The following is a 19543-nucleotide window of genomic DNA, read 5'->3' as shown; positions in this document are numbered from 1 at the left end:
GGTTTTAACCAAGGACGGGAATGACAGAACATCTAGAAAAGCTGTAAAGCCTAAATCTCAGCAAAAATCTAATATTTCTCAAAATGCTTTGCAAAAACCTATTTGTTTGTGGGACAGCGGATGGCGCGGGGTGCGGGATTCGAACCAGTTATAATTCAGCGGGTTACATGCATCCAGCTTTTCGCACGTGCAGAGTTTTATGTCAGTTACTGTTCACTCTTAACCATGAATCTCAAAGACTTGAGAAGCTCCATCAGTCGGTGTAATCGTTGTGGAAAAAATGATTTCTGGAATTTTCCCCCAATTGGAGATGTGAAAGGCTTCTTTGGAGCTGAAGATTACATTTTTGTCGCCACACAACCGCATCTTGGAGAATTTCCTACGACACCGAATGATAGAAGGCTCTATGTAAATATGAAAAAATATGGATTTAACAATGCGCACCTCACAGATGTCGTGAAGTGCAGAGAGAGAAAATTCAAAGAGCTGACTAAAACAGAGGTTGACAACTGCATTAAATGGTTTGACAAGGAAGTGAGGATTGTAAAGCCTAAAGTCATTATTGCCTTAGGGAAAAAAGCTTTTGATGTACTGATTGCAATAGATCGTTTCAAACCGCTTTTAGGACTAACTCACTATTCTGCAAGAATAAGTGATGATGAATATGAAAAAGAGTTTGAAGCATTGAGATATTTTTTAGATTCTTATAAATACCAACATGGAATGAGAATAAAAGATTTCATCACAGAAGAGCAACGAAAACTAAAAGAAACAATGGTCGAGTACAACCAGTTTGTTCAATTGCTTAATGAGTTGCTCCGTGAAAAGAAAATATCAGCAGAAAGTCGTAGAGATTATGACAATAAGTGGAGAAAACAACCAGAAACAAGAACAATAATACTAGAGCGTCTTAGAAGATTACAGGAAGGATAGACACCGCGTTATTGTACGCATACATACTTTAGGAACCAGAAGCTTCCATTATTGTGGTTGCACCACTAAGAAGACATTACAACCCTCTGCGCGCGCTCCACCTAAACCCCACGCCAACCTACTTTCTCGAACACGCCTTCTTCTTGTGCAACAAAAGCTTCGGCAGGTTTTTATGCTAATACTCTTCGTGTTCTCACAGGATTTGAATTGCAAAAAGAAAGAAAGTCTGTAATTGACGCCATAGGTAACTCGATGTTTATTGTTTTGAGGAAAGAAATCGAACCTCTAGGTTTCCACTGGAAGGAAGACAAGAAAAGGAGGTTCGGCGGTTATTTTGAGGTCGAAATGCCTAGGACCAACGCCAAATGGAAGGCCTATATAACTAAAAATCATTGGATTTTCACACCTGAGGACAAACTCCCCACTATAAAACATATTCATTACAGTTTCCCCTTTGCATTTGGAATCTGGTTCCATAGAACGATTCAATGGGAAGACGGTAGAAAAGAACATAAAAAATTCGATTTCAAATCTGGAGCTCCTCTGACACTAAGGAAATATGACATAATAGAAGACTATCTGGCACTAAAGGAAAAGCTCTCGAGGTAAAATCAAAAGCGCGCGCGCAAATGAACTATTATTTGGCGTATTTCAGTACCCTCGTCCATCCACGTAGGGTCGTCGTCTAGCTTGGATGCATGCATCAAATGTGGAAAATAGCACAACCATAAACTTGTTGATGGAGAGGTCGTCGCTGTCACTCTCTTCTATCCTGTTTCGTATGTGTGCATGAATTTAGCATTTTTCTTTATGAAATAGGCTCCATTTCTCACTTATCAAGTTAGCAACATTGTATCTGAAAAAGGATAAATGAGATCAGCATTTATTGGTTAGCGGTGAGAATGTTTTGGCGATATATGGATTAGGTGCTTATTATCTTGAAGATGTAACCGATGGATTTCTTACCAAAGAAGTAGCTTGTGTAGGATGGGGTAAAGCTGACGCTCCAGCATTGCATAGTATGCTTGCCTATATCAAAATAGGCGACATAATTTATCTGAAGTCACATCCTGCTGGTTTGGGACTGACTATTAAAGCAGTTGGAATAGTCGTTCATGACCAAGTTTTGTCAACAGGTCTTGGAGAATGTGTGAAGGTGAAATGGATTTGGGTTGGCGCAAAAGAGCTGGGAAAGATCAAAGATAAGTACAATGTAAGAAACAACACGATGTATGAGGAGCACAATCCAGTTATTCAGAAAACGGTAGTTGATTTGCTGCTATCTAGGTGTAGATAAGTAGAAGCCCTTCATATCATGCATGCATCTTTATATTATTCTATCGGTTTGAAGTAAAACCAAGGTTAATGGAGATGTCACCCGCACAATCCCTCCTTTTTCATTGTCAATATGCTAATGACGCACGCGGTTCTAGGATGCGCATCCTTCTCCAGCTCCGGCCCACCAGCGCGTCGGCGCGCATCTCATAATTAGAGTGGGGGGATAAAGCGATTTCTAGAGTAGCAAAACGATACTTTTGTGAAAAACGTAAGCCTTTTATTCGCAAAATGAGACTTTTGTCTAGGATTTGAGACTTGTCAGGTAATCAAGCACAAAGAGACGTCGAAGAAGAAATACTTCATGTCTTAGGAGCACGCAAACTCACTCCTAGAGAGTTGAGAAAAGCTTTACCTGAAGATATAGCCAGAGCCACCTATTTTCGCCATAAGAAGAAGCTTCTAGAGGGAAAAAAAATTGAAGAACTCAAGTTGATGGGCGAGGATGAGAAATACCACAAATTCCTGCAAGTCGTGAATCCCCGGTTAATAGCAAATCAACAAGACATTGAGCTTTATCTTGAAGAGATGGAAAGCCCAATTCCAGAAATTCGTGAACGTGGCTACAAGTTTTTCGAAAGGCTAAGCAATTCGAAGAGAGTTGCTTGGTATTTTTCTCCTAAATTTAGTCCCAATCCAAACTTCAGAACAAAAAAAGGGGTAAAGGATTTCTTTAGAAAGAAGCTCATGTGGAAAGGTACTCTCCAGATGCATCTTTGGAATGCGTTGGACTACATGCTTGCATTTGAGCCTGAAGGTTCGTTATGGAAAACTAACTTGATTGATTGTACGCAGGAGTTTGCTGAAGACCTAGTTTGGGATAGAACGTTGACGAGTGCTGCAGTGCGAGCTTTTCAATTACTTAGGAAGTTTCCTGGCAAACCTTTACATGACCTGACCTTTGATCTCATAATCAAGTTAGATGATGCTCAGTTTGAAGATTTTTACAAAGATATTGTGTATGTACTCTTACACAGTGAATTGGCAGAAGAATACAAATATCTTATTAGAAGAAAGCTTGATGATCTGGCAACTCAAAATGCAAAACTGCGAGAGCGAGTCGAGAAGATTTTGAAAGAAGCCAAACCATAGAACATGCGCGCGCATGCATGCATGCAAAGCTCGTAGCACCATCTAGTGCAGCGAACAATCGGAGCCCCAGATGAGGTCGGATCACTACATCAATCAGCCTCTCAATCAGTCTGGACTTCACCACGAGTGGAGATGTCACCCGCACAACCCCATTTTTGAGATAATTGGCCTGCAAAGTTTTCTTTTGGACTCCAATTAGTCCTGTTTCTTGTCGAAACCCATTGAAAATGCTGATTCGAGCGTGAGTTAAACTTAAGAAGCAAATGGAATAGCATTTACAGACTATAAGCGAGGTCTATCCAGTGGACGTTTTCCTTTCTGACAAGGCCTTTATTGGTCTAGTGCTATCGGCAATCGAAGTCTATAGAAACGAATGCCTAGGCTCCCTGCTCGGCTACAACATCCGAAACAGAATAGTAATAGAATACGTTATCCCCTATCAAACAGCAAAAAGAAAACCAACTGAGGTTGAACCTGACTGGAAAAGAGAGTCAAGAGTCCAAGAACTCCTGCCCAGCCTCATGCAACTGCATCACGTCGGCTATTTCCACTCTCACACACAATGGGGAAAACAAAAGGCATCAACTAAACTAAGTGACATGGACGTGGCAGGAATGATGCCGACGCAGATCGAAATGGTTGTAGCGGTCAACGCCTCAAGAAGGAAAACAGAGTGGTATCAGTCAGGAAAGCAACTATGCGGATCAATCGGGAAATATCACTTGCGACTAGCTTGTCATTACAAACGAAAGAAGGGAGCAATTACACAATACCCCATCCTGTGTCCTTATGTGCTCGGATTTGACCGTACCTTCTAAGAATAGCCCACTTCATCCCGAGAGAGCGGGAGTCCTATTTCTTCAATAAATGCCAAGCGTTTTGGTAGTTCCGCAGTTTCTCAAATCTGCCTTTACTGTCGAGGTTTAGATCAAATATTCCCTTGGATTCGGTAGCGTTCTCAGCAAAAACTCTTGAAGGAAAGACCCAAAACGCTCCACTTGCATCAACGCAAATTATGTAGAAGTCATCCTCAGGCACAAGATTTGTTACCTGAAACCACCTTGGGTCTCTCTGCGTTTTTACGGTTTTTATTTGAATCTTAGTACCATCTAGCAACAAGCAATCTATTCCTTCATCAACAAGTGGAACATAAGGCACAAATCCTTGCTCCAACAACTTGACGAAAACTCTGAACTCACCCATTTTGCCAGTTAGTTGTCTCTCCATTCTCTTGGACATTACGGCTCCCCACTACAATGTATGAATTGCAGTCAGAACTAATAGGATTTTCATCCACACTTAGGATTCATTATCGAGAGTGTCTACGTTGATCTCTCTTCAGGATGAGAAAGTGAAGTATCGCTGACCTTTTCCAGAGCCCCATTGAGGTGTCGAGGGCTGGATTTGAACCGGCGACAAATGGAGACATCTCCCGCAAAACTCCCTCTTTTTCTATTGTGAAATCTTTTAACTCTAAAGCCACAAATTGTTGCGTAATCACAAGTAGAGGATTTCTGATGGCAGAGCATGATGGACATGAAAACAGAAATCTCATATTTTACGAGTGAATAACTACATAGAATATCAGAACTCCTTTCAAATCCTCTATGCTCCGCTAGCCAAAATAAGCAGATACATGCATGCATTGGTGTCAAAGCCTATATTGAACTACAACGAAATGCTCAGCTGAGATGCGTCGCCCCAAGCTTACGAAAAAGAGGACTGTAGCCATTATATGTGTAATCACGGCAGTCGTTATAGCGCTTATCTGTTATTCATGCATGCTTGATTCCCAGTGGTACTACTTGAGTGTAATGAAAGATCTGAACAGGAATAAAACCAAAACGTACATGCACGATAGGATCAATGGAACCTACGACTTTATTGAGCTTTTGAGGTGGATAAGTCAAAATCTCAATTGGTCCTCTGAGAGCTTCACGCGATACTCTGAGCCTCAACAGATTCTGAGCCAAGGGAAGGGCAAATGTGAAGAATTCGCTATTGTTTATGTGGCTGCATGTTTGGCCCTTGGATATGAGGCCAGACTCGTTGTCTCTCGACAATTCTACTTGGTTACTGCTCGCGGTTTTCATGTTTGGGCAGAGGTGAAAGTGGACGACATTTGGACTCACGTCGATCCAAGTCCTACTGCTTCTTAGAATGATACTTCGCGTTACAGAAGCTGGGGTTGGGGGCCAAGGTTCACATTGAACGTCTTAGCTTTTGAAGACGGGAAAATTGAGGACGTTACCTCACGATACAGATAAGCAAAACCCTTGCATGCATGCGTGTGTGTGGAAAAGCGGGAGTCTGCGGAAGATAGACTCACGAATTAGCAGGTTCTGATATGCTTTCTCTTTCAGAAAACAGTGAGTTAATCAATAGCGTGTTTGCGTTTGCTGGCTAAGCTGTAGGTGGCGAGGGCGCCGACCATCAGGAGAATGCTGACCAGGACGGCGGGTTCTGGGATGACGTTGAACCCGTAGACGCCTAGGGCTTGGTCGGTTAAAGCATCACCGTTGTCGAAGAAGCCGTTTTGGTTTACGTCAACCCAGATGTCGTAGGTTCCTAGGTCTAGTGGTGACGACCACACTAGGGTGACTGGGAGACCTCCAGCGTTGTTGGTGGTCTGGATTGCGCTGGCAACAGCGTGTTCTGGCAATATCTCTTCTCCGTCGGGGATGAAGTAGATTGCGACTGCTGTGTTTGCAGGAAACCATGTTCCCTCCGCATATACTTCGTCGCCCGGTAGGAAGGTTCCTTTAGCGCTGCCGAGCAGGTCTGTGGACCAGACTTCAGGAGGCACAAGCGCGGGGCCTCCGGGTTCTACGATTACGCCGTTGGCAGTGTTGTCACCGTCTCCAGTGGTTGTGGTGGGCCCACCGTCGGTGAGGGTGAGCGTGATGATGGCGTCTCCGTCGTCGCTGCCGATGGGGAAGGGGAACCATCCGACGCCTTCCTGATGTTTCCAGTAGGGTTGGCCGATGGGCCAGGAAGATGGCAGTTCGAGGTACATCGTAATCGTCTGACCGGGGGTGAGGCCTTCAACGGTGAAGGAAAACAGTCCATGGGGAAAGACGACCCCTTCAGGCTTGCCTTCCGCAGGTAGCGTGGCTTCGTCCACCGCTTCGAGGCCTACAATCGTGCCAGCATCTGACGCGAAGCGGGCTGTTCCAGTTCCGGTTGCAGTTGATATTGTTCCGTAATCTCCGACGACAGAGTGGTCGGCAGTTGCGATTGCCACGGTCTGTGCATAGCCGTCAAGACTAGTGTAACCATACACCCCAATGAGATACGTGTATGGTGGACCGCCGATAGCCGAAGGATCCCATACTCGGACTCCAAGCGGGACATCTTTCACCTCTCCTACGGCAAGGATGAACTCGGTTGTGAAGGGATACGGTCCATCTGTCCAGTCACAGTAGGGCAGCCACGCTTTCTCACCCAGAGGCCCTTGAAGCAAAACTGTGTGTTCAACATCTGCCAAATTCGTGACGGTAACAGTGTAGCTTGCCCATGCAATTGCGGGGGCCGATTGGCTTGCAGGAGTTATTGTCATAAGGAATGCATGCACTTCTATGTCGCTGTCGTCCAAAGGGTCCATGTCTTGGTCAAATAAGCCATTGCTGTTCACATCAACTATGATGTCATACTTCCCAACAACGAGAGGATCACTCCATACAAGCATTGGCTGAATAATCCCACTGGCATCCGAGGACACCGAAATTGCAGTATCTGGAACACGTGATGGGATGGCCATGCCATCGGTCCACGCAGCTACATCCTCTACCACGCGTATGTCGTAGGTTGTGGAGGGTGAATACCCGGTTCCTGTTACATATACGCCCTCGTTGGGGTGGAAGGTATCCTTTTTCTCTCCGGTTGAATCACAGCTTTCGATGGCGGGTGCGAGGTAAACGGTTCCTACCAGCGTACTGACTTCCGGCTCTACAATTGTGCCGGACCAGGCTATCACTCCCTCCAAGGTATTGATAACAGGATCTACAATTGTGCCGGACCAGGCTATCACCCCCTCCAAGGTATTGATCACAGGCTCTACGGTGGAAGAAACTGGAGTGGGTGTGTTTGTAGAGGGTGGTACGGTCGTGTCCGAAGGAGTGACTGGAGTTGAAGCAGGCGCTACATAGGTCGTGGGGCCTGATGGTGGTACAGTCGTATCCGAAGGAGTGACTGGAGTTGAAGCAGGCGCTACATAGGTCGTGGGGCCTGATGGTGGTACAGTCGTATCCGAAGGAGTGACTGGAGTTGAAGCAGGCGCTACAATCGTATCTTGGGGTATCGAGGCTAATACTAGACCCGTTGTAAGAAATATAGTTAGGAGTACGAAGAGAAGATGCCGCTTCTCAGGTGAAGGCATCCTGGGGCACCGTCTCAGCTCAGCCTACCAATGCAATTTCCATTAGTTTCAACGAAGTAGACGTTGTCAGAAGAGTCGATCGCAACAGCTCTTGGGAAGCCACCAGTTGAATATGGAAGATGCACAGGCCACTCAGTGATCACGTTCGTAGAGGGAACAAGCCTACCAATCCCAGGTGCATAATAACCAGCTTCTGCGAAGTAGACGTTGTCAGAAGAGTCAACCGCAACACCCCAAGGATGGCCGTCTGCTGTAGGTATGGCCCACTCAGTGATCACGTTCGTAGAGGGAACAAGCCTACCAATCTTATTACCACTTTCTCCTGTGAAGTAGACGTTGTCGGAGGAGTCAACCGCAACACGTCGAGGATGGCTGTATGCCGTAGGTATGGCCCACTTAGTAATCACGTTGGTGGAGGGATCAAGCCTGCCAATCGCATTGCCCCCATATTCCATGAAGTAGACGTTGTTGGAAGAGTCGATCGCAACACCTAATGGGATTTTTGCCGTAGGTATGGCCCACTCAGTGATCACGTTCGTAGAGGGAACAAGCCTACCAATCTTATTACCACCAGATTCTGCGAAGTAGACGTTGTCAGAAGAGTCAACCGCAACACCACAAGGATGGCCGTCTGCTGTAGGTATGGGCCACTCAGTGATCACGTTCGTAGAGGGAACAAGCCTACCAATTTTCTCACCATCTCTTTCTGTGAAGTAGACGTTGTTGGAAGAGTCAACCGCAACACTCCAAGGAGTGCTGTCTGCTGTAGGTATGGGCCACTCAGTGATCACGTTCGTAGAGGGAACAAGCCTCCCAATCCTATTACCATCAGATTCAACGAAGTAGACGTTGTTGGAAGAGTCGATCGCAATGTCATAAGGATGGCTGGATCCAGTGGGAATTGCCCAATTCGTGTGTGTGACTGTTGTCTGGTCTGATGGGATCGCAAACGCAGGCTCGATATTGGGCAGAAGAGCTTGCGGAGAAAGAGAATTAGGATTCACAGACAGAGGGTCAGCAACCCTCGCAACAGGCGTGACCACTGCGGTCTCGACGTCGCTAGAAAACCGTTGCGGAACAACACTTGTCTCACTTACCTCGACAACATGTTGGGTTTCAGCAATTTGGGAAGATCCCGCATGATTATTCCGATACATCATGTCAGCCAAGTATGAACCACTGGTTAGCATGCATGCTACTACCACAAGAACGAGTGACACGAGTATTGCACGCCTAAATCTACCTAAAGACCTCATAATTCGATTCATCACCTATCTTGTATGATTAATAAGATAGGATTAATGAAAGCTTTGTGAAACCTAGTTCCAGAACAAGATGAAGAATGTTCTATTCATAAAAGAGGTGCGCGTATATGCTGGCTTCAATTCCTATGGCTTGTGGAAGAAACTTCTATGCTGAAATGGGTGTTAATTCCGATTAACCACAATTTACGTCGCAGCAACCACCAGCTGCAAATAGCACAGTTTCACAATTGCAGACACATACTAACAAATGATCAGGGTCTTCTTTTGAAGGTTACAGCGGCCAGCAGTATGCATGGCGTCCAAATAGCGTAATAATTGGGCTTTTCCAGAGTGTTTGAATGGCCTCATGTCCCTAGAAGTTGTATTGGGACATCAACCCATGCAGACCATTTACTCTATGGACAATCCTGCTATTTGGTAGTTGATACGTAGTAAATATGCATGCATTTTAGTCGATTTTTGCTATGATTATTTTTCCGCTTGGAAGAATGTTTTGGACATCCCATCCTTCAGCTAAATGTTTCGGAAGATCCTTCTCAGTTATGATCTTTTTGGGATCGTTGTTTCCAGATCTGAGCTTCCTGATTTCGTTTTGGATTGCTTTTATCTCCTCTTCAGCTGTGGGCTCCCTAGCCAGTTCCTTCTGCTTTTCTATTCTAACACGCATGGGATCTACGTCCATAGCTTGGGCAAAGGCTCTAATAGCCTCAAGCTTGGCCTCTTCTTTCCACTTGCTCTTTTCCGGTGACTCGCCAAAAACTGTAAGGTATGGCATGCACCTACGATAGTCCCTCGCCCTCTCCTCCTCCGTCCTTCGATAGTATGTTTTCATGTATGAACCATGTCCCATCAACGCATGAGCAGCAGTCTCGCCTATCACGCCCACAACCTTTGAGAAGAAGAACTTCCTCAAACTATGGGGGTGTATCTTTCTTCTCCCACGCACCGTTGTTTCCCTTGACTTGCCAAGTCCAGCCTTCTCCACACAGTCAATAATTGTCCTCCAAGCTCTATCGTCACTCATATGTCTGCAATTGTCAGCCTCGGAGACAAACACCCAAGCCTCAGGTTCATTGATTCTTTCACCTAGGTATTGCTCTAGGTATTCCAATGCTTCATCAGAGATGTAAGTTGCTCTTGCTTCACCGGTCTTCGAAGCGACACGGGGTGAAAGCTGCACTTTCACAGGCTTGGAGCTAAAGTCAAGGTCTCTTACCTTAAGCTTGATCGCCTCTCCAACCCTCATCCCTGAGCTTGCCAGAACTAGAATTAGCGTCTTTGTTCTAAGTTTGCCCCATGTCAGGATTTTCCTTAGCTCTCCAACAGTCGGCGCTCTATCGTCAGGATCTATAATCCTTGGCAATCCGACTTTGACACGGAAGATACTCTTATCCATAACTATGTCGTTGTAGATGAAATACTGCTTGACTCTATTCACGTAGTCGCTAATCGTGTGAGGACTATAACTGGCCTTATCCAGCTTTGCTGTGAATTCCTCAAAGACCGAGTAAACGTCTAGCTGCTCCTTCTTAATCGCATCGATTACAGCCTCAGCTGGCCTTCCAAGAGTCCTATCGAATGCCCTCAAAGCCATTTCAGCGGCGTGCTTGCTGTGATCCGAATGGCTGCGTCTATAAACCCTATCAAACCAAGCGTCACGCACGTGCGCATTCAAGCTTAACACTAATCAGAATAGATCATGCACATATATAAATCTAATGTAACCCGAGGATTTGGCGCGGGGTGCGGGATTCGAACCCGCGCGGCCCGATGGACCACAGGCTTAGCAGGCCTGCCCCCTACCAGGCTAGGGCAACCCCGCAAAGGTAACCCTACTTCGTTATCTCATTAAATCTACTAAGTTCAGCAACAATTCGTCGTATGTGTTATTTTTGTTTTTGCGCGCAAGCATTGGCAGAGTAAAACTATTCTATAACTATAGCTTTATGATTTACCAAGGGGGAGGAAATTTTGCTTGAAGTTCAGAATGTCAGTTTCAGCTATGGGGATCAAACAGTCGTCGAAGATGTTTCTTTTTCAGTTAGGAAGGGTGAATGTCTCGGCCTTCTCGGACCCAACGGAGCAGGCAAAACGACGCTGACCAAGCTCATAGTGGGTTTGCTGCAACCTAAAAAGGGACGTACATTCATCAACGGGATAGACGTTCAGAAAGAACCAGAAAAAACTAAGCCGCTCATAGGTATATGTTTTCAAGAAAGCATCTTCTACCAAACTCTGACTGGGAAGGAGAACCTTGAGTTCGTGACTTCACTATACAATGTTCCGCACGGAGAAGTCAATGATGCAGTGTCAAGATCCTTGAAGCAATCTTTGGTTGTCTCTTATTCTCTGGCACTTCGATAGCGCAGGAACGCGAACGCGGCCATCTTAGAAGAATTGTAGCCTCGCCAGAAAGTGCATGGGCGATACTGGTAGGTGAAATGTGCATTTCACCAGAATATGTTCAGGCTGCCAAGAGATTAGGCATCTTATATAGTGTGCCTACACGAATGACTTTTAATGGACTTTAGTAATGATATATAATTCAAAGGTTACAGACGGTAACTCAGGAAATAGTACCTAATAAAATCAAAACTAGATTCTGTAAATCTCTGTTTAGGTCAAGATATTTGGTTCTACCTACATACAACTTTTTTTCTTCAAGATGGACTGAATAGTAATAACTAAAACTGATACTATAAAGAATAAACGCCCCAAACATTTCACGGAGAACCCGATCAATTGGGTAAATGTCAAATCTGTAACACCCGCTCACCTTTAATTTCAGGTCAACTAGGCATTTGCCTAAACTGCATCCGTTTAAAACCAGAAAAAGCTTTGCAAAAAAGCAGCCAAATCCACGCCGAAACCCGACAAGCCTTCAATTTACCGGCAAAACCGCCACAAACACCCAACGGCCTTCAATGTGGCCAATGCGCCAACAAATGCAAAATAGCCAACGGACAGAAAGGATATTGCGGTCTTGTGGAAAACCAAGAAGGCAAGCTAAGACGCCACGGCGGAACACCTGAAAAGGGCATACTACAATGGTACTACGACCCGCTGCCGACAAACTGCGTCTCATGGTGGTTCTGTCCAGGATGCACAGGTGCAGGCTATCCAAAATACGCCTACAAACCAAAAGCAGAAATAGGCTACTCAAACCTCGCCGTTTTCTACGGCAGCTGCAGCACAGACTGCCTCTTCTGCCAAAACTGGCACTACCGCAACCTAGCCCAAAAACGCAAACCCACAATTTCAGCCCAACAGCTAGCATCAAAAGTCAATGGAAAAACATCATGTATCTGCTTCTTCGGAGGCGACCCGTCTACCCAAATGCCCCACGCCCTAAAGACCAGCCAAACTGCCCTAAGAGAAGCTTCAGACACAAACAAGATACTACGTATCTGTTGGGAAACAAACGGTCGAATGCTCCCAAACTATGCACAACAAGCCGCAGAGCTTTCGCTGAAAAGCGGCGGAAACATGAAATTCGACCTAAAAACATGGAACGAAAGCCTCAACAAAGTGCTGTGTGGAACATCAAACAAAGCAACTCTCGAAAACTTCCAAGAAATAGGCAAAAAATACTACAATCAAAGACCAGAACTCCCTATTCTGACGGCTAGCACACTGCTAATCCCAGGCTACGTGGACACCCTAGAAGTTGAAGGCATTGCCAAATTCATTGCAGAGATAAGCCCCCAAATTCCTTACACACTTCTAGCTTTCTATCCAGCATACATACTAAACGATTTGCCAGCCACAAGCAGAAAACACGCCCACAACTGCTACATCACCGCGAAAAAACACTTAAATAACGTAAGAATAGGCAACGTACACCTACTTTCGTAGGATTCTATCTACTTTCGTTCTTTCTTCACACACGATACGCGCGCATATTGTCCTTCGGGAGGTTTCGTTCTCAAATGAGACTTGTGGATAAAGGTTCTATGCGCGCACGGAATTTCAAACCTATGCTGACTTTCATGAACTGCTTAATAGTTTGATGAGTCGGTAGTTTTATTACCCCGACAGTGTTTCCTAGGAATCGATTGATGTGGTGAAGTGTTTGCAGATTCTGATAATTTATGATTCGAAAACCGGGAACACAAAGAAAATGGCCTTTTTAGTTGCTGAAGGTGTGAAAGAAGCCACGGGTGTTGATGCTTTGGTGAAGAAGGTGGATGAAACAACTAATGATGATTTATTGAAAGCCGAGGGGATTATTATTGGATCGCCCACTTACTACGGTCAAATGTCCAGCAAAGTCAAGGCCATGTTTGACGAGTCGGTTAAGATTCACGGAAAACTCGAAGGCAAGGTGGGTGCAGCCTTCACAAGTTCTGGCGGTGTCGCCAGTGGCGCTGAGACCACCATCATTTCAATTTTGGAAGCTATGCTTATTCATGGAATGATTATTCAAGGGCGAGCCAATGCTGGGCATTATGGCGCCGCTGCAGTTGGAAAGCCGAAGGAACGAGAAGAAGAAAGATGCAGAGAGTTAGGCAAGATGGTTGCTGACCTTGTCCTGAAACTAAAGCCTTGAGCATTCGGAAAACATTCCTACAAACTTAAATAATCCTCAAACAGATTTTTGGCTTATTCGCAAACAGGGGGCCGGTCGTCTAGCTGGGTAGGACATTGGCTTTACGAGCCAAAGGTCGCTGGTTCAAGTCCGGCCCGGCCCACCATAACAAGCCTTGCACAAAAAAGCACAAATACTTGACCGCACATTCACAGTAAAAGAGCGGAGAACGATGCCTACAGAGATTACGGATACAGAAAAATTTGTAGAACTAAGCGAACACGCAGCCTACTGCGCTATAAAAAGGCTACCTAGAACAGTAAAATTGAAACTCCGCACCCCAAGACTGCTCTACACGTTAAAGATAGATCCAACAAAAGCAGAAGAAATCATAAAGAAACTGAACTGCGAGATTCGGGAACTCTAATTTTATGTCAAATTAAGAGCCACACTACTTATTGATCGTTCATAATTCTTATCCGATTCAGAACGTTAACATACAACGATTCAGGTGAATCTCATGGTAGAATTTGAAGACGCACAAGATATTGCAATTAGTTTTGTTAAGGACAAGAGAAATGTGGAAGACGTTAGAGTGGTCATAACAGAACAGAAAGACGGAGTTTGGATAGTTAGAGGCACATGTCCCATAAACCTATGTGGACATCCTTGGAGAGAAAATTTCGAAATAGAAATAAATCAAAAAGGCAAAATAACGGCTTCAAGTTTCAAGCTGCTGTAGGCAAGTAATGGTTTAAGGACCATCGAACATTTAATTCCAGATCAAAACTATGAAGCTAGCAAACAAACCGAACAACACAGAGAAAGGCAACCCTGGAAACATCCCTTTCTTCTCCACCATTTTGAAGGACAAAAAGGAACCCAATAGCACCCCCAACATTGCAGCAACACAAGCCTCCCAGCCAAAACTCAAAAAAACCCGGCTGACCAGCATTGAATAGAATGTCAAATCGCCAAGCCCCACGTAAATGTTTCTGAAGGAGAAACTGGCCCCAGGCAAATGCTCTAAACCTTTCGCAGCAATCTTACCCACAGGACCACGGAAAACAGCAACTACGTCATAAATACTCAGTAACAATAGAATCAAGACTGCACTAAACAAAGGAATAGAAGCTCCCAACAATGCTCCAGTGGCTCCTCCAAATATAAGAACGATAATCGCATGAAACTTGCCCTTTCTCAAAAAAACCTCTAGAACAACAAATGCAGTCGTTAGAATAGTCAAAACAAAAATCACCGCCAAAGAAACTTCTATGTCTAAAATCATGAGAACAAGTTCAAAATAAAGGATCGCAAGAAGGAATGTGAGGAAGGAAAACGCTAGACCCATTAAAAGACGGAGGAAACGATGTACACCACGCTTCAAGAGAAAATATATCATGGTGGCACCGAACCCTGCTGCAAGAACAAAAATCATTGCGTTAAATAGTGGTCCATACCCCGTCTCAGGAAATACCGTTGTAGGGGTCAATTCTACTTTAGATTCCAAGAACAAAAATGCACATAGAACGCTAACAAGCAAGCTTGCAAATATTGGTACAATGTAAATAGGGGTTGCTTTAAACTCTTCTTCAGCCATAACGTCTGACCTGCCTACTCACAATTCTAAAACCAACGAATAACACTTTCTACACAATAAAGAGAAAAAAAGGGAGGTTCAGTAACAGTGCTGAAAAAGCATTATTTCTTGATAATAAACGATTTCCCGTTCTTTATAATTACAGATTTGCCATTGTTCGTGCAAACCACTCCGCTTGAGCTTTTCAGAACAACATTGTTTCTATTTGACACGAAAACTATGTCCATCGCCTTGTAAACCAACTTGGAGCCTTTAGCCACAGAATATCTAGATGGCCACCCTCATTTAAAAAGGCAAAGATGAACCCATAATCTTCGTCGGAACATCGACGCCTATGCATTCTACCTTTAAAAAATTGATCAAGTAAATCTTCTGCTTTAGTCACGAATTCTCGGCGGCTTTCATATCCCCTTCCTTCCAAATCTTCATCAGTTGCTGAGGTGAGGCTCTGCTGTGGTTCTTTTGTGTCTCCCAGCATCAAGAAGGGTTCGTTGATTTTTTTTCTCAACAGATTTGCCGATAGCGCCCTTTTCAGTTTCAACTATGGTGTCAAGGATTAGTTTGCCATGTCCATGAAATATGTAGCCTTTTCGTTGGTCGTTTAGTACTATTGGAAGAGCCAACGTTTCTTTCACCTCCATTCAATGTTTATTCAAAAAGAACACTGTCTCCAATAGGAAAATCACGAAAAGGTTCTGTCACCTTAACGAGTCTCAGCTTTTAAATGTTCATGACAAATAAGTTTACGGTATCCTGTCAATGTATATTCCTTAAAGTCCCTCTGGTTAACACTCACACCTTTTTATGCTCTGAGTCCCTAAGAGTTAACAGAACCCTGTATACATACACGCTGGCTATATTTTATTCGTTATTTTTTACCTTCAAACAGTAAACCTGTCGCCTGCTTTTGGCACTATAGCTTTAAAACCTACCTTCTTCTTCACCCATCTGGCAAATCGTTCACAGTTCCCTTCAGCACCATGAACTGCAAACACTGCAGGATTACCTTTCAAATTCTTTACAACCTCTCGAAGTTGACTGGCGTCACAATGAGAAGAGAAATCGAAATGTTCCACTTGAGCCTCAACTTTACGCACTTTACCATCGATTACACACATTCCCTTTTCCAATAGTTCATGCCCTGGTGTGCCCGGTATTTGATAGCTGACAAGGAAAACAGCGTTGCGAGTTTTCTTGCCTAACTTTGAAATGTAGAAAGCGGCTGGACCGCCTTTTAACATGCCCGCTGGTGAAATAATTACGCCTGGTTTTTTAGGTGCGGTTCTGCGATCTCTCCATCCATCTACCCACATGGCCCCGCGAACAGCGTCCATAAAAAGGCGTGGATCACGCAGAAATTCTGTGTTGCCCATCATTACACGGTTAGCTGCCCTAGCCATACCGTCTATAGTTATTGGATATTCAAAGTGGTGTGCTGCGAGAATGCAGGCGATTTCTTGTGAGCGTCCGATGCTGAAAGCGGGAACGAGAACTGTGCCGCCTTTTTCTACAACATCAATAACATGAGCGATAAAATTCTTCTCCAATTCCAGCCGTTCAGTATGGTCTTCGTCTGCATAGGTTGTTTCAATTATTATAGCGTCAAGTTCTCCATAGTTATTGTCTGCAGATGATAAAAGACGGGTTTTAGAGGTGTTAAAATCGCCTGTGAATAGAATCCGCTTGCCTTCCGCTTCTAAAAGAATTTGAGCGCTCCCAGGAACGTGTCCAGCATCGAGAAATTGGAAACTTATGTCGCCAACAGTTTTATTCTCCCTGTAAATTGGGTAGACACAATTTTGCATCATATATTTTAATTCAAGATACTCAAAAGGGAGATAATAGCCTGAAAGATGAATAAAATCTTTAATCAGAAGCTGCACTAACTCCAAAGTCAAGCGAGTTGAAAAAAGCGGCTTCTTATCTTGTATGTAAAAAATAGGTAGCGCTCCAGAATGGTCAAGATGACAATGCGTTAATACAAGCGCATCCACATCTTTAGGAGCAATATGCATAGGAAAACCAGGCTCGTGACCCATCATAACTCCATGATCCAACAAAACCTGCGTTTTGCCAGTCTTTACCGCTATTGCTGTTCTGCCAACTTCACGAGCACCGCCAAGAAACCTAATTTCTAAGGGAAATTTTCTCACCTTCCATTCTTATTTGCTAAATTCCCACATGAGCAACGACAGCTTTGACGGACCCCTTTCGGATAGCGTTTAGAACGCCTTCAACAGTCGGCTGCGCTTCTACATCTGTGAATACGGTCCACATTTCCTTTACATTATGAGCATCTGTTCCAGCAACTCCAGGCAAGTTCTTTGCCCTTGCCAATTCCTGGGCTTGCATGTTTTCTTTTAGTGTTGCAGTAGGATTTAAGACTTCGATGGCGTGGGCGTCAATGTTCATGGCTGAATCGCCAATGCCTAAGGAACGATACGGATGAGGTATTACAATTACTCCATCTGTTGCCTTTGCGAACTCGATAGTGGAGTCTAGTGTCAGTGGATATTCTGGCTTTTCTTCGACACCTAAAATAACTATATCTCCTTTATTGGTGCTTATCTCGATTCCAGGCAGAATCACTAAATCTTCATAGACGCTGGCAAGTTTACGAACTGTAAAATAGCCCTCTAAAGTGTTATGGTCGGTGATTGCCACACCTTTAATAAAAGGGTGCGCATGCAACTGGTCTACGATAAGTTTTGGGCTAATTGTAGAGTCACTTGAAAAAACTGTATGAAGATGTAAGTCTACTCCGAACATGCGATTCTTCTCTCAAACTACGGATTTTTGAAGGGTTTCCACAATGTTGCTGAGAACGTTCTCGTTCAATGTTTCTTTTACACCAAACACGGTTAGTGATAAATCTTTTCTATTGATGTGCCCGCAAGCTGCTGAAACTTTACCTTTCCAAGCCAAGTCTTCAACCAAGACTACCTTTTCGTAAGAAGATGCAGCAATGAAATTTTTGACTTGTTCAGCTACATATTTGATAGTTTCAAGGTCCATCGGTGTCGCAATTTCATGTTGAGATAAAGGATACATTTCATCAAGCTCTAACGGAATTACGCCAAATGGTGCTGCGTAGATACATATATGAAACGCAGTATGGTTTCCAAGCAGTTTCTGCTCCATCTTTTTGATTAGGCTTTTTACTTCTTTAGCTTTATGAAAAGGCTTTTTTGAGAGTTGGGGCAGCAATACAAGAATCTTAGCTTTTTCTGGTGGTGAATATCTCTCCTCAAACAACTTCTTATACCGTATAACCTCCGGTCGCATAAGCCCTAAGTTACTGAAAAAGAAAAGCCCCCTCTTTTTAGTTGCTGGACCGTAGCGCTCTATGTAATTCTCATATTTCTTGAGCCGTTTTAAGGCTTGAAGCAAAGCAGGATGTGCATGGACCCTTGCTTCCAAGTGTTCCCATAGTCGACCTTCAACAATGGCTTGTTTTACACGTTTTAGCTCAGCAAAACTTGCGTACAGGTTGTGCTTTGCCAAAGCTTCTTGTCTATCTTTCTGTGGCATTTGCGTCATGTCTTTTGGAGTGAATCTTGTACAGATTGGACAGGAACAGGGGAAATATTGGAGTCTGCCAAGTCTGCTGGTTCCATATTCTGTCATGTAGCGGTCTTGTCTTGCAAAGATTGCGTAAGCGGCTGAATCGAATATGTCGCATCCTAAAGCTACAGCTAGTGCAAACATGAAAGGGTGGCCTGCACCGAAAAGATGTAAGGGTCTTTGCAGAGGCATGTTCATCTTTGCCGTCAGAATCATGTCAACCAATGTGTCAAAAATGTACTGTTTCATGATTGTAGTAGGGCTTCCTAAGGCGTGAATTTGAAAGGGTAACCTGCCTACTTGCCTGGCTGAATAAGCAACTAGGTCAAGATGTTGTCCACCTTGTATTGGAGCAACCCACAGGACATCATCTCGTGTTTTAATTTTTGCCAGTTGGTTAGCACGCTTTATTGTTTCGTCAACTGTTTGTTTTGCATGTTCTCTTGTTGTGTGCCAGCTTGTTGGTATGTCCAATATAGTAGCGATATCTGTGGAAATTTGTTCTTGGTAACGCACAATTTCTGCAGGGCTAACATCGATTTCTCCATAGACAAGAATTTGATAGGCTCCAGAGTCAGTCATGATCACTCCGTCGAAATCTAGGAGTTTATGTACCCCATTTTCCGTGATTTCTTCGCCCGTTTGTTTCTTTAAAATGTACGCGTTTGTTATCAATGCTTTGCAGTTAAACTCTTTGCTCATAGTTTTCGGTGAGATTGGTTGAATAGCTGGGTTTATCACCGGTAGCAAAATGGGTGTTTCAATCGTTCCACTTTTAGTTTTTATCCTACCTAGCCTGGCAAGCATATCTCTATGGCGTACTTCAAAGCTCATCTTATTGGATCCGC

General features: G+C 44.1%; 22 protein-coding genes and 2 tRNA genes. 14 read left to right on the top strand and 10 right to left on the bottom strand.

Translation table 11 applies throughout. The features are described from left to right. Positions 1-120: 120 nt before the first annotated feature. The 5 genes from NWE91_09065 (at position 121) to NWE91_09045 (ending at position 4178) form a co-directional block, all read left to right on the top strand. Positions 121-933 (top strand): uracil-DNA glycosylase family protein, encoded by an 813-nt coding sequence (locus tag NWE91_09065; GenBank protein MCW3986536.1) that lies wholly within the window; start codon positions 121-123, stop codon positions 931-933. A gap of 264 nt (positions 934-1197) precedes the next feature. Continuing rightward, complete coding sequence (locus NWE91_09060) at positions 1198-1542, top strand: hypothetical protein (GenBank protein MCW3986535.1); 345 nt, start codon at positions 1198-1200, stop codon at positions 1540-1542. 298 nt (positions 1543-1840) lie between these two features. Next, positions 1841-2230 carry a hypothetical protein gene (locus NWE91_09055; protein MCW3986534.1) on the top strand — a complete coding sequence of 130 codons (390 nt, stop codon included), beginning with the start codon at positions 1841-1843 and terminating at the stop codon, positions 2228-2230. A 296-nt stretch (positions 2231-2526) separates the two neighbouring features. After that, positions 2527-3360, top strand: coding sequence for a hypothetical protein (locus NWE91_09050; protein ID MCW3986533.1), 834 nt, complete (start codon positions 2527-2529; stop codon positions 3358-3360). A 302-nt stretch (positions 3361-3662) separates the two neighbouring features. Further along, complete coding sequence (locus NWE91_09045; GenBank protein ID MCW3986532.1) at positions 3663-4178, top strand: hypothetical protein; 516 nt, start codon at positions 3663-3665, stop codon at positions 4176-4178. 34 nt (positions 4179-4212) lie between these two features. Here NWE91_09045 and NWE91_09040 read toward each other — a convergent pair whose 3' ends face one another. Further along, positions 4213-4599 (bottom strand): hypothetical protein, encoded by a 387-nt coding sequence (locus NWE91_09040; protein MCW3986531.1) that lies wholly within the window; start codon positions 4597-4599, stop codon positions 4213-4215. Between the two features lie 575 nt (positions 4600-5174). On the opposite strand from NWE91_09040, the gene NWE91_09035 reads away from it, so the two are divergent. Continuing rightward, a complete protein-coding gene (locus NWE91_09035; protein ID MCW3986530.1) occupies positions 5175-5519 on the top strand; it encodes a transglutaminase-like domain-containing protein in 345 nt (114 codons plus the stop codon). Between the two features lie 215 nt (positions 5520-5734). Here the strand turns inward: NWE91_09035 and NWE91_09030 are convergent, their stop codons facing one another. Further along, positions 5735-7153 carry a hypothetical protein gene (locus tag NWE91_09030; protein MCW3986529.1) on the bottom strand — a complete coding sequence of 473 codons (1419 nt, stop codon included), beginning with the start codon at positions 7151-7153 and terminating at the stop codon, positions 5735-5737. 217 nt (positions 7154-7370) lie between these two features. Here NWE91_09030 and NWE91_09025 point away from each other — a divergent pair, with 217 nt between their 5' ends. Together NWE91_09025 and NWE91_09020 are read left to right on the top strand one after the other, a co-directional pair. Further along, on the top strand, positions 7371-7508 hold the full coding sequence (locus NWE91_09025; GenBank protein MCW3986528.1) for a hypothetical protein: 138 nt from the start codon (positions 7371-7373) through the stop codon (positions 7506-7508). Between the two features lie 72 nt (positions 7509-7580). After that, positions 7581-7784 (top strand): hypothetical protein, encoded by a 204-nt coding sequence (locus NWE91_09020; protein ID MCW3986527.1) that lies wholly within the window; start codon positions 7581-7583, stop codon positions 7782-7784. Here NWE91_09020 and NWE91_09015 read toward each other — a convergent pair. From NWE91_09015 to NWE91_09005, 3 genes are all read right to left on the bottom strand, one after another. After that, positions 7753-8994: a hypothetical protein gene (locus NWE91_09015; protein ID MCW3986526.1), complete on the bottom strand. Its 1242-nt coding sequence runs from the start codon at positions 8992-8994 to the stop codon at positions 7753-7755. The two genes, NWE91_09020 and NWE91_09015, sit on opposite strands and share 32 nt — an antisense overlap. Positions 8995-9451: 457 nt before the next feature. Continuing rightward, entirely contained in the window at positions 9452-10678 is a 1227-nt protein-coding gene (locus NWE91_09010; GenBank protein MCW3986525.1) for a tyrosine-type recombinase/integrase, read from the bottom strand. Between the two features lie 59 nt (positions 10679-10737). After that, positions 10738-10825: transfer RNA gene (locus NWE91_09005), tRNA-Ser, on the bottom strand. A 149-nt stretch (positions 10826-10974) separates the two neighbouring features. Between NWE91_09005 and NWE91_09000 the strand changes: the two genes are divergently transcribed. The 6 genes from NWE91_09000 to NWE91_08975 all read left to right on the top strand — a co-directional run bounded on the left by NWE91_09000 (position 10975) and on the right by NWE91_08975 (position 14273). Further along, positions 10975-11367 (top strand): ATP-binding cassette domain-containing protein, encoded by a 393-nt coding sequence (locus NWE91_09000; GenBank protein MCW3986524.1) that lies wholly within the window; start codon positions 10975-10977, stop codon positions 11365-11367. A 378-nt stretch (positions 11368-11745) separates the two neighbouring features. Then, positions 11746-12858, top strand: a complete 1113-nt coding sequence (locus NWE91_08995) for a radical SAM protein (protein MCW3986523.1) — start codon at positions 11746-11748, stop codon at positions 12856-12858. 217 nt (positions 12859-13075) lie between these two features. After that, on the top strand, positions 13076-13552 hold the full coding sequence (locus tag NWE91_08990; GenBank protein ID MCW3986522.1) for an NAD(P)H-dependent oxidoreductase: 477 nt from the start codon (positions 13076-13078) through the stop codon (positions 13550-13552). Between the two features lie 68 nt (positions 13553-13620). Next, positions 13621-13697, top strand: a tRNA-Val gene (locus NWE91_08985). A gap of 9 nt (positions 13698-13706) precedes the next feature. Continuing rightward, entirely contained in the window at positions 13707-13958 is a 252-nt protein-coding gene (locus NWE91_08980; protein MCW3986521.1) for a 50S ribosomal protein L38e, read from the top strand. A 93-nt stretch (positions 13959-14051) separates the two neighbouring features. Next, positions 14052-14273 (top strand): YbbC/YhhH family protein, encoded by a 222-nt coding sequence (locus NWE91_08975; GenBank protein MCW3986520.1) that lies wholly within the window; start codon positions 14052-14054, stop codon positions 14271-14273. A gap of 30 nt (positions 14274-14303) precedes the next feature. On the opposite strand, the gene NWE91_08970 is transcribed toward NWE91_08975, so the two are convergent. From NWE91_08970 to tgtA, 5 genes are all read right to left on the bottom strand, one after another. Further along, positions 14304-15131, bottom strand: coding sequence for a presenilin (locus NWE91_08970; GenBank protein MCW3986519.1), 828 nt, complete (start codon positions 15129-15131; stop codon positions 14304-14306). A gap of 428 nt (positions 15132-15559) precedes the next feature. Continuing rightward, positions 15560-15754: a hypothetical protein gene (locus NWE91_08965; GenBank protein MCW3986518.1), complete on the bottom strand. Its 195-nt coding sequence runs from the start codon at positions 15752-15754 to the stop codon at positions 15560-15562. Between the two features lie 258 nt (positions 15755-16012). Continuing rightward, the gene (locus NWE91_08960; GenBank protein ID MCW3986517.1) at positions 16013-17284 is read right to left on the bottom strand and encodes an MBL fold metallo-hydrolase; all 1272 of its coding nucleotides are present in this window, start codon (positions 17282-17284) and stop codon (positions 16013-16015) included. Between the two features lie 16 nt (positions 17285-17300). Continuing rightward, the gene (locus tag NWE91_08955) at positions 17301-17900 is read right to left on the bottom strand and encodes a PHP domain-containing protein (GenBank protein ID MCW3986516.1); all 600 of its coding nucleotides are present in this window, start codon (positions 17898-17900) and stop codon (positions 17301-17303) included. Between the two features lie 12 nt (positions 17901-17912). Further along, entirely contained in the window at positions 17913-19529 is a 1617-nt protein-coding gene (gene tgtA / locus NWE91_08950) for a tRNA guanosine(15) transglycosylase TgtA (protein MCW3986515.1), read from the bottom strand. Between the last annotated feature and the right edge of the window lie 14 nt (positions 19530-19543).

It is taken from the genome of Candidatus Bathyarchaeota archaeon (assembly GCA_026014805.1).
GTDB lineage: Archaea > Thermoproteota > Bathyarchaeia > Bathyarchaeales > SOJC01 > JAGLZW01.
Note: the sequence above shows the minus strand (reverse complement) of the source record. Positions and strands in the feature narration are given on the sequence as shown.

Excerpts from the sequence above, each read along its gene's own strand:
- NWE91_09035 (MCW3986530.1), top strand. The coding sequence starts at position 5,175 with ATGAAAGATCTGAACAGGAATAAAACCAAAACGTACATGCACGATAGG.
- NWE91_09015 (MCW3986526.1), bottom strand. The coding sequence starts at position 8,994 with ATGAGGTCTTTAGGTAGATTTAGGCGTGCAATACTCGTGTCACTCGTT.
- NWE91_09065 (MCW3986536.1), top strand. The coding sequence starts at position 121 with ATGGCGCGGGGTGCGGGATTCGAACCAGTTATAATTCAGCGGGTTACA.
- NWE91_09040 (MCW3986531.1), bottom strand. The coding sequence starts at position 4,599 with ATGTCCAAGAGAATGGAGAGACAACTAACTGGCAAAATGGGTGAGTTC.
- tgtA (MCW3986515.1), bottom strand. The coding sequence starts at position 19,529 with ATGAGCTTTGAAGTACGCCATAGAGATATGCTTGCCAGGCTAGGTAGG.
- NWE91_08955 (MCW3986516.1), bottom strand. The coding sequence starts at position 17,900 with ATGTTCGGAGTAGACTTACATCTTCATACAGTTTTTTCAAGTGACTCT.
- NWE91_08970 (MCW3986519.1), bottom strand. The coding sequence starts at position 15,131 with ATGGCTGAAGAAGAGTTTAAAGCAACCCCTATTTACATTGTACCAATA.
- NWE91_08975 (MCW3986520.1), top strand. The coding sequence starts at position 14,052 with ATGGTAGAATTTGAAGACGCACAAGATATTGCAATTAGTTTTGTTAAG.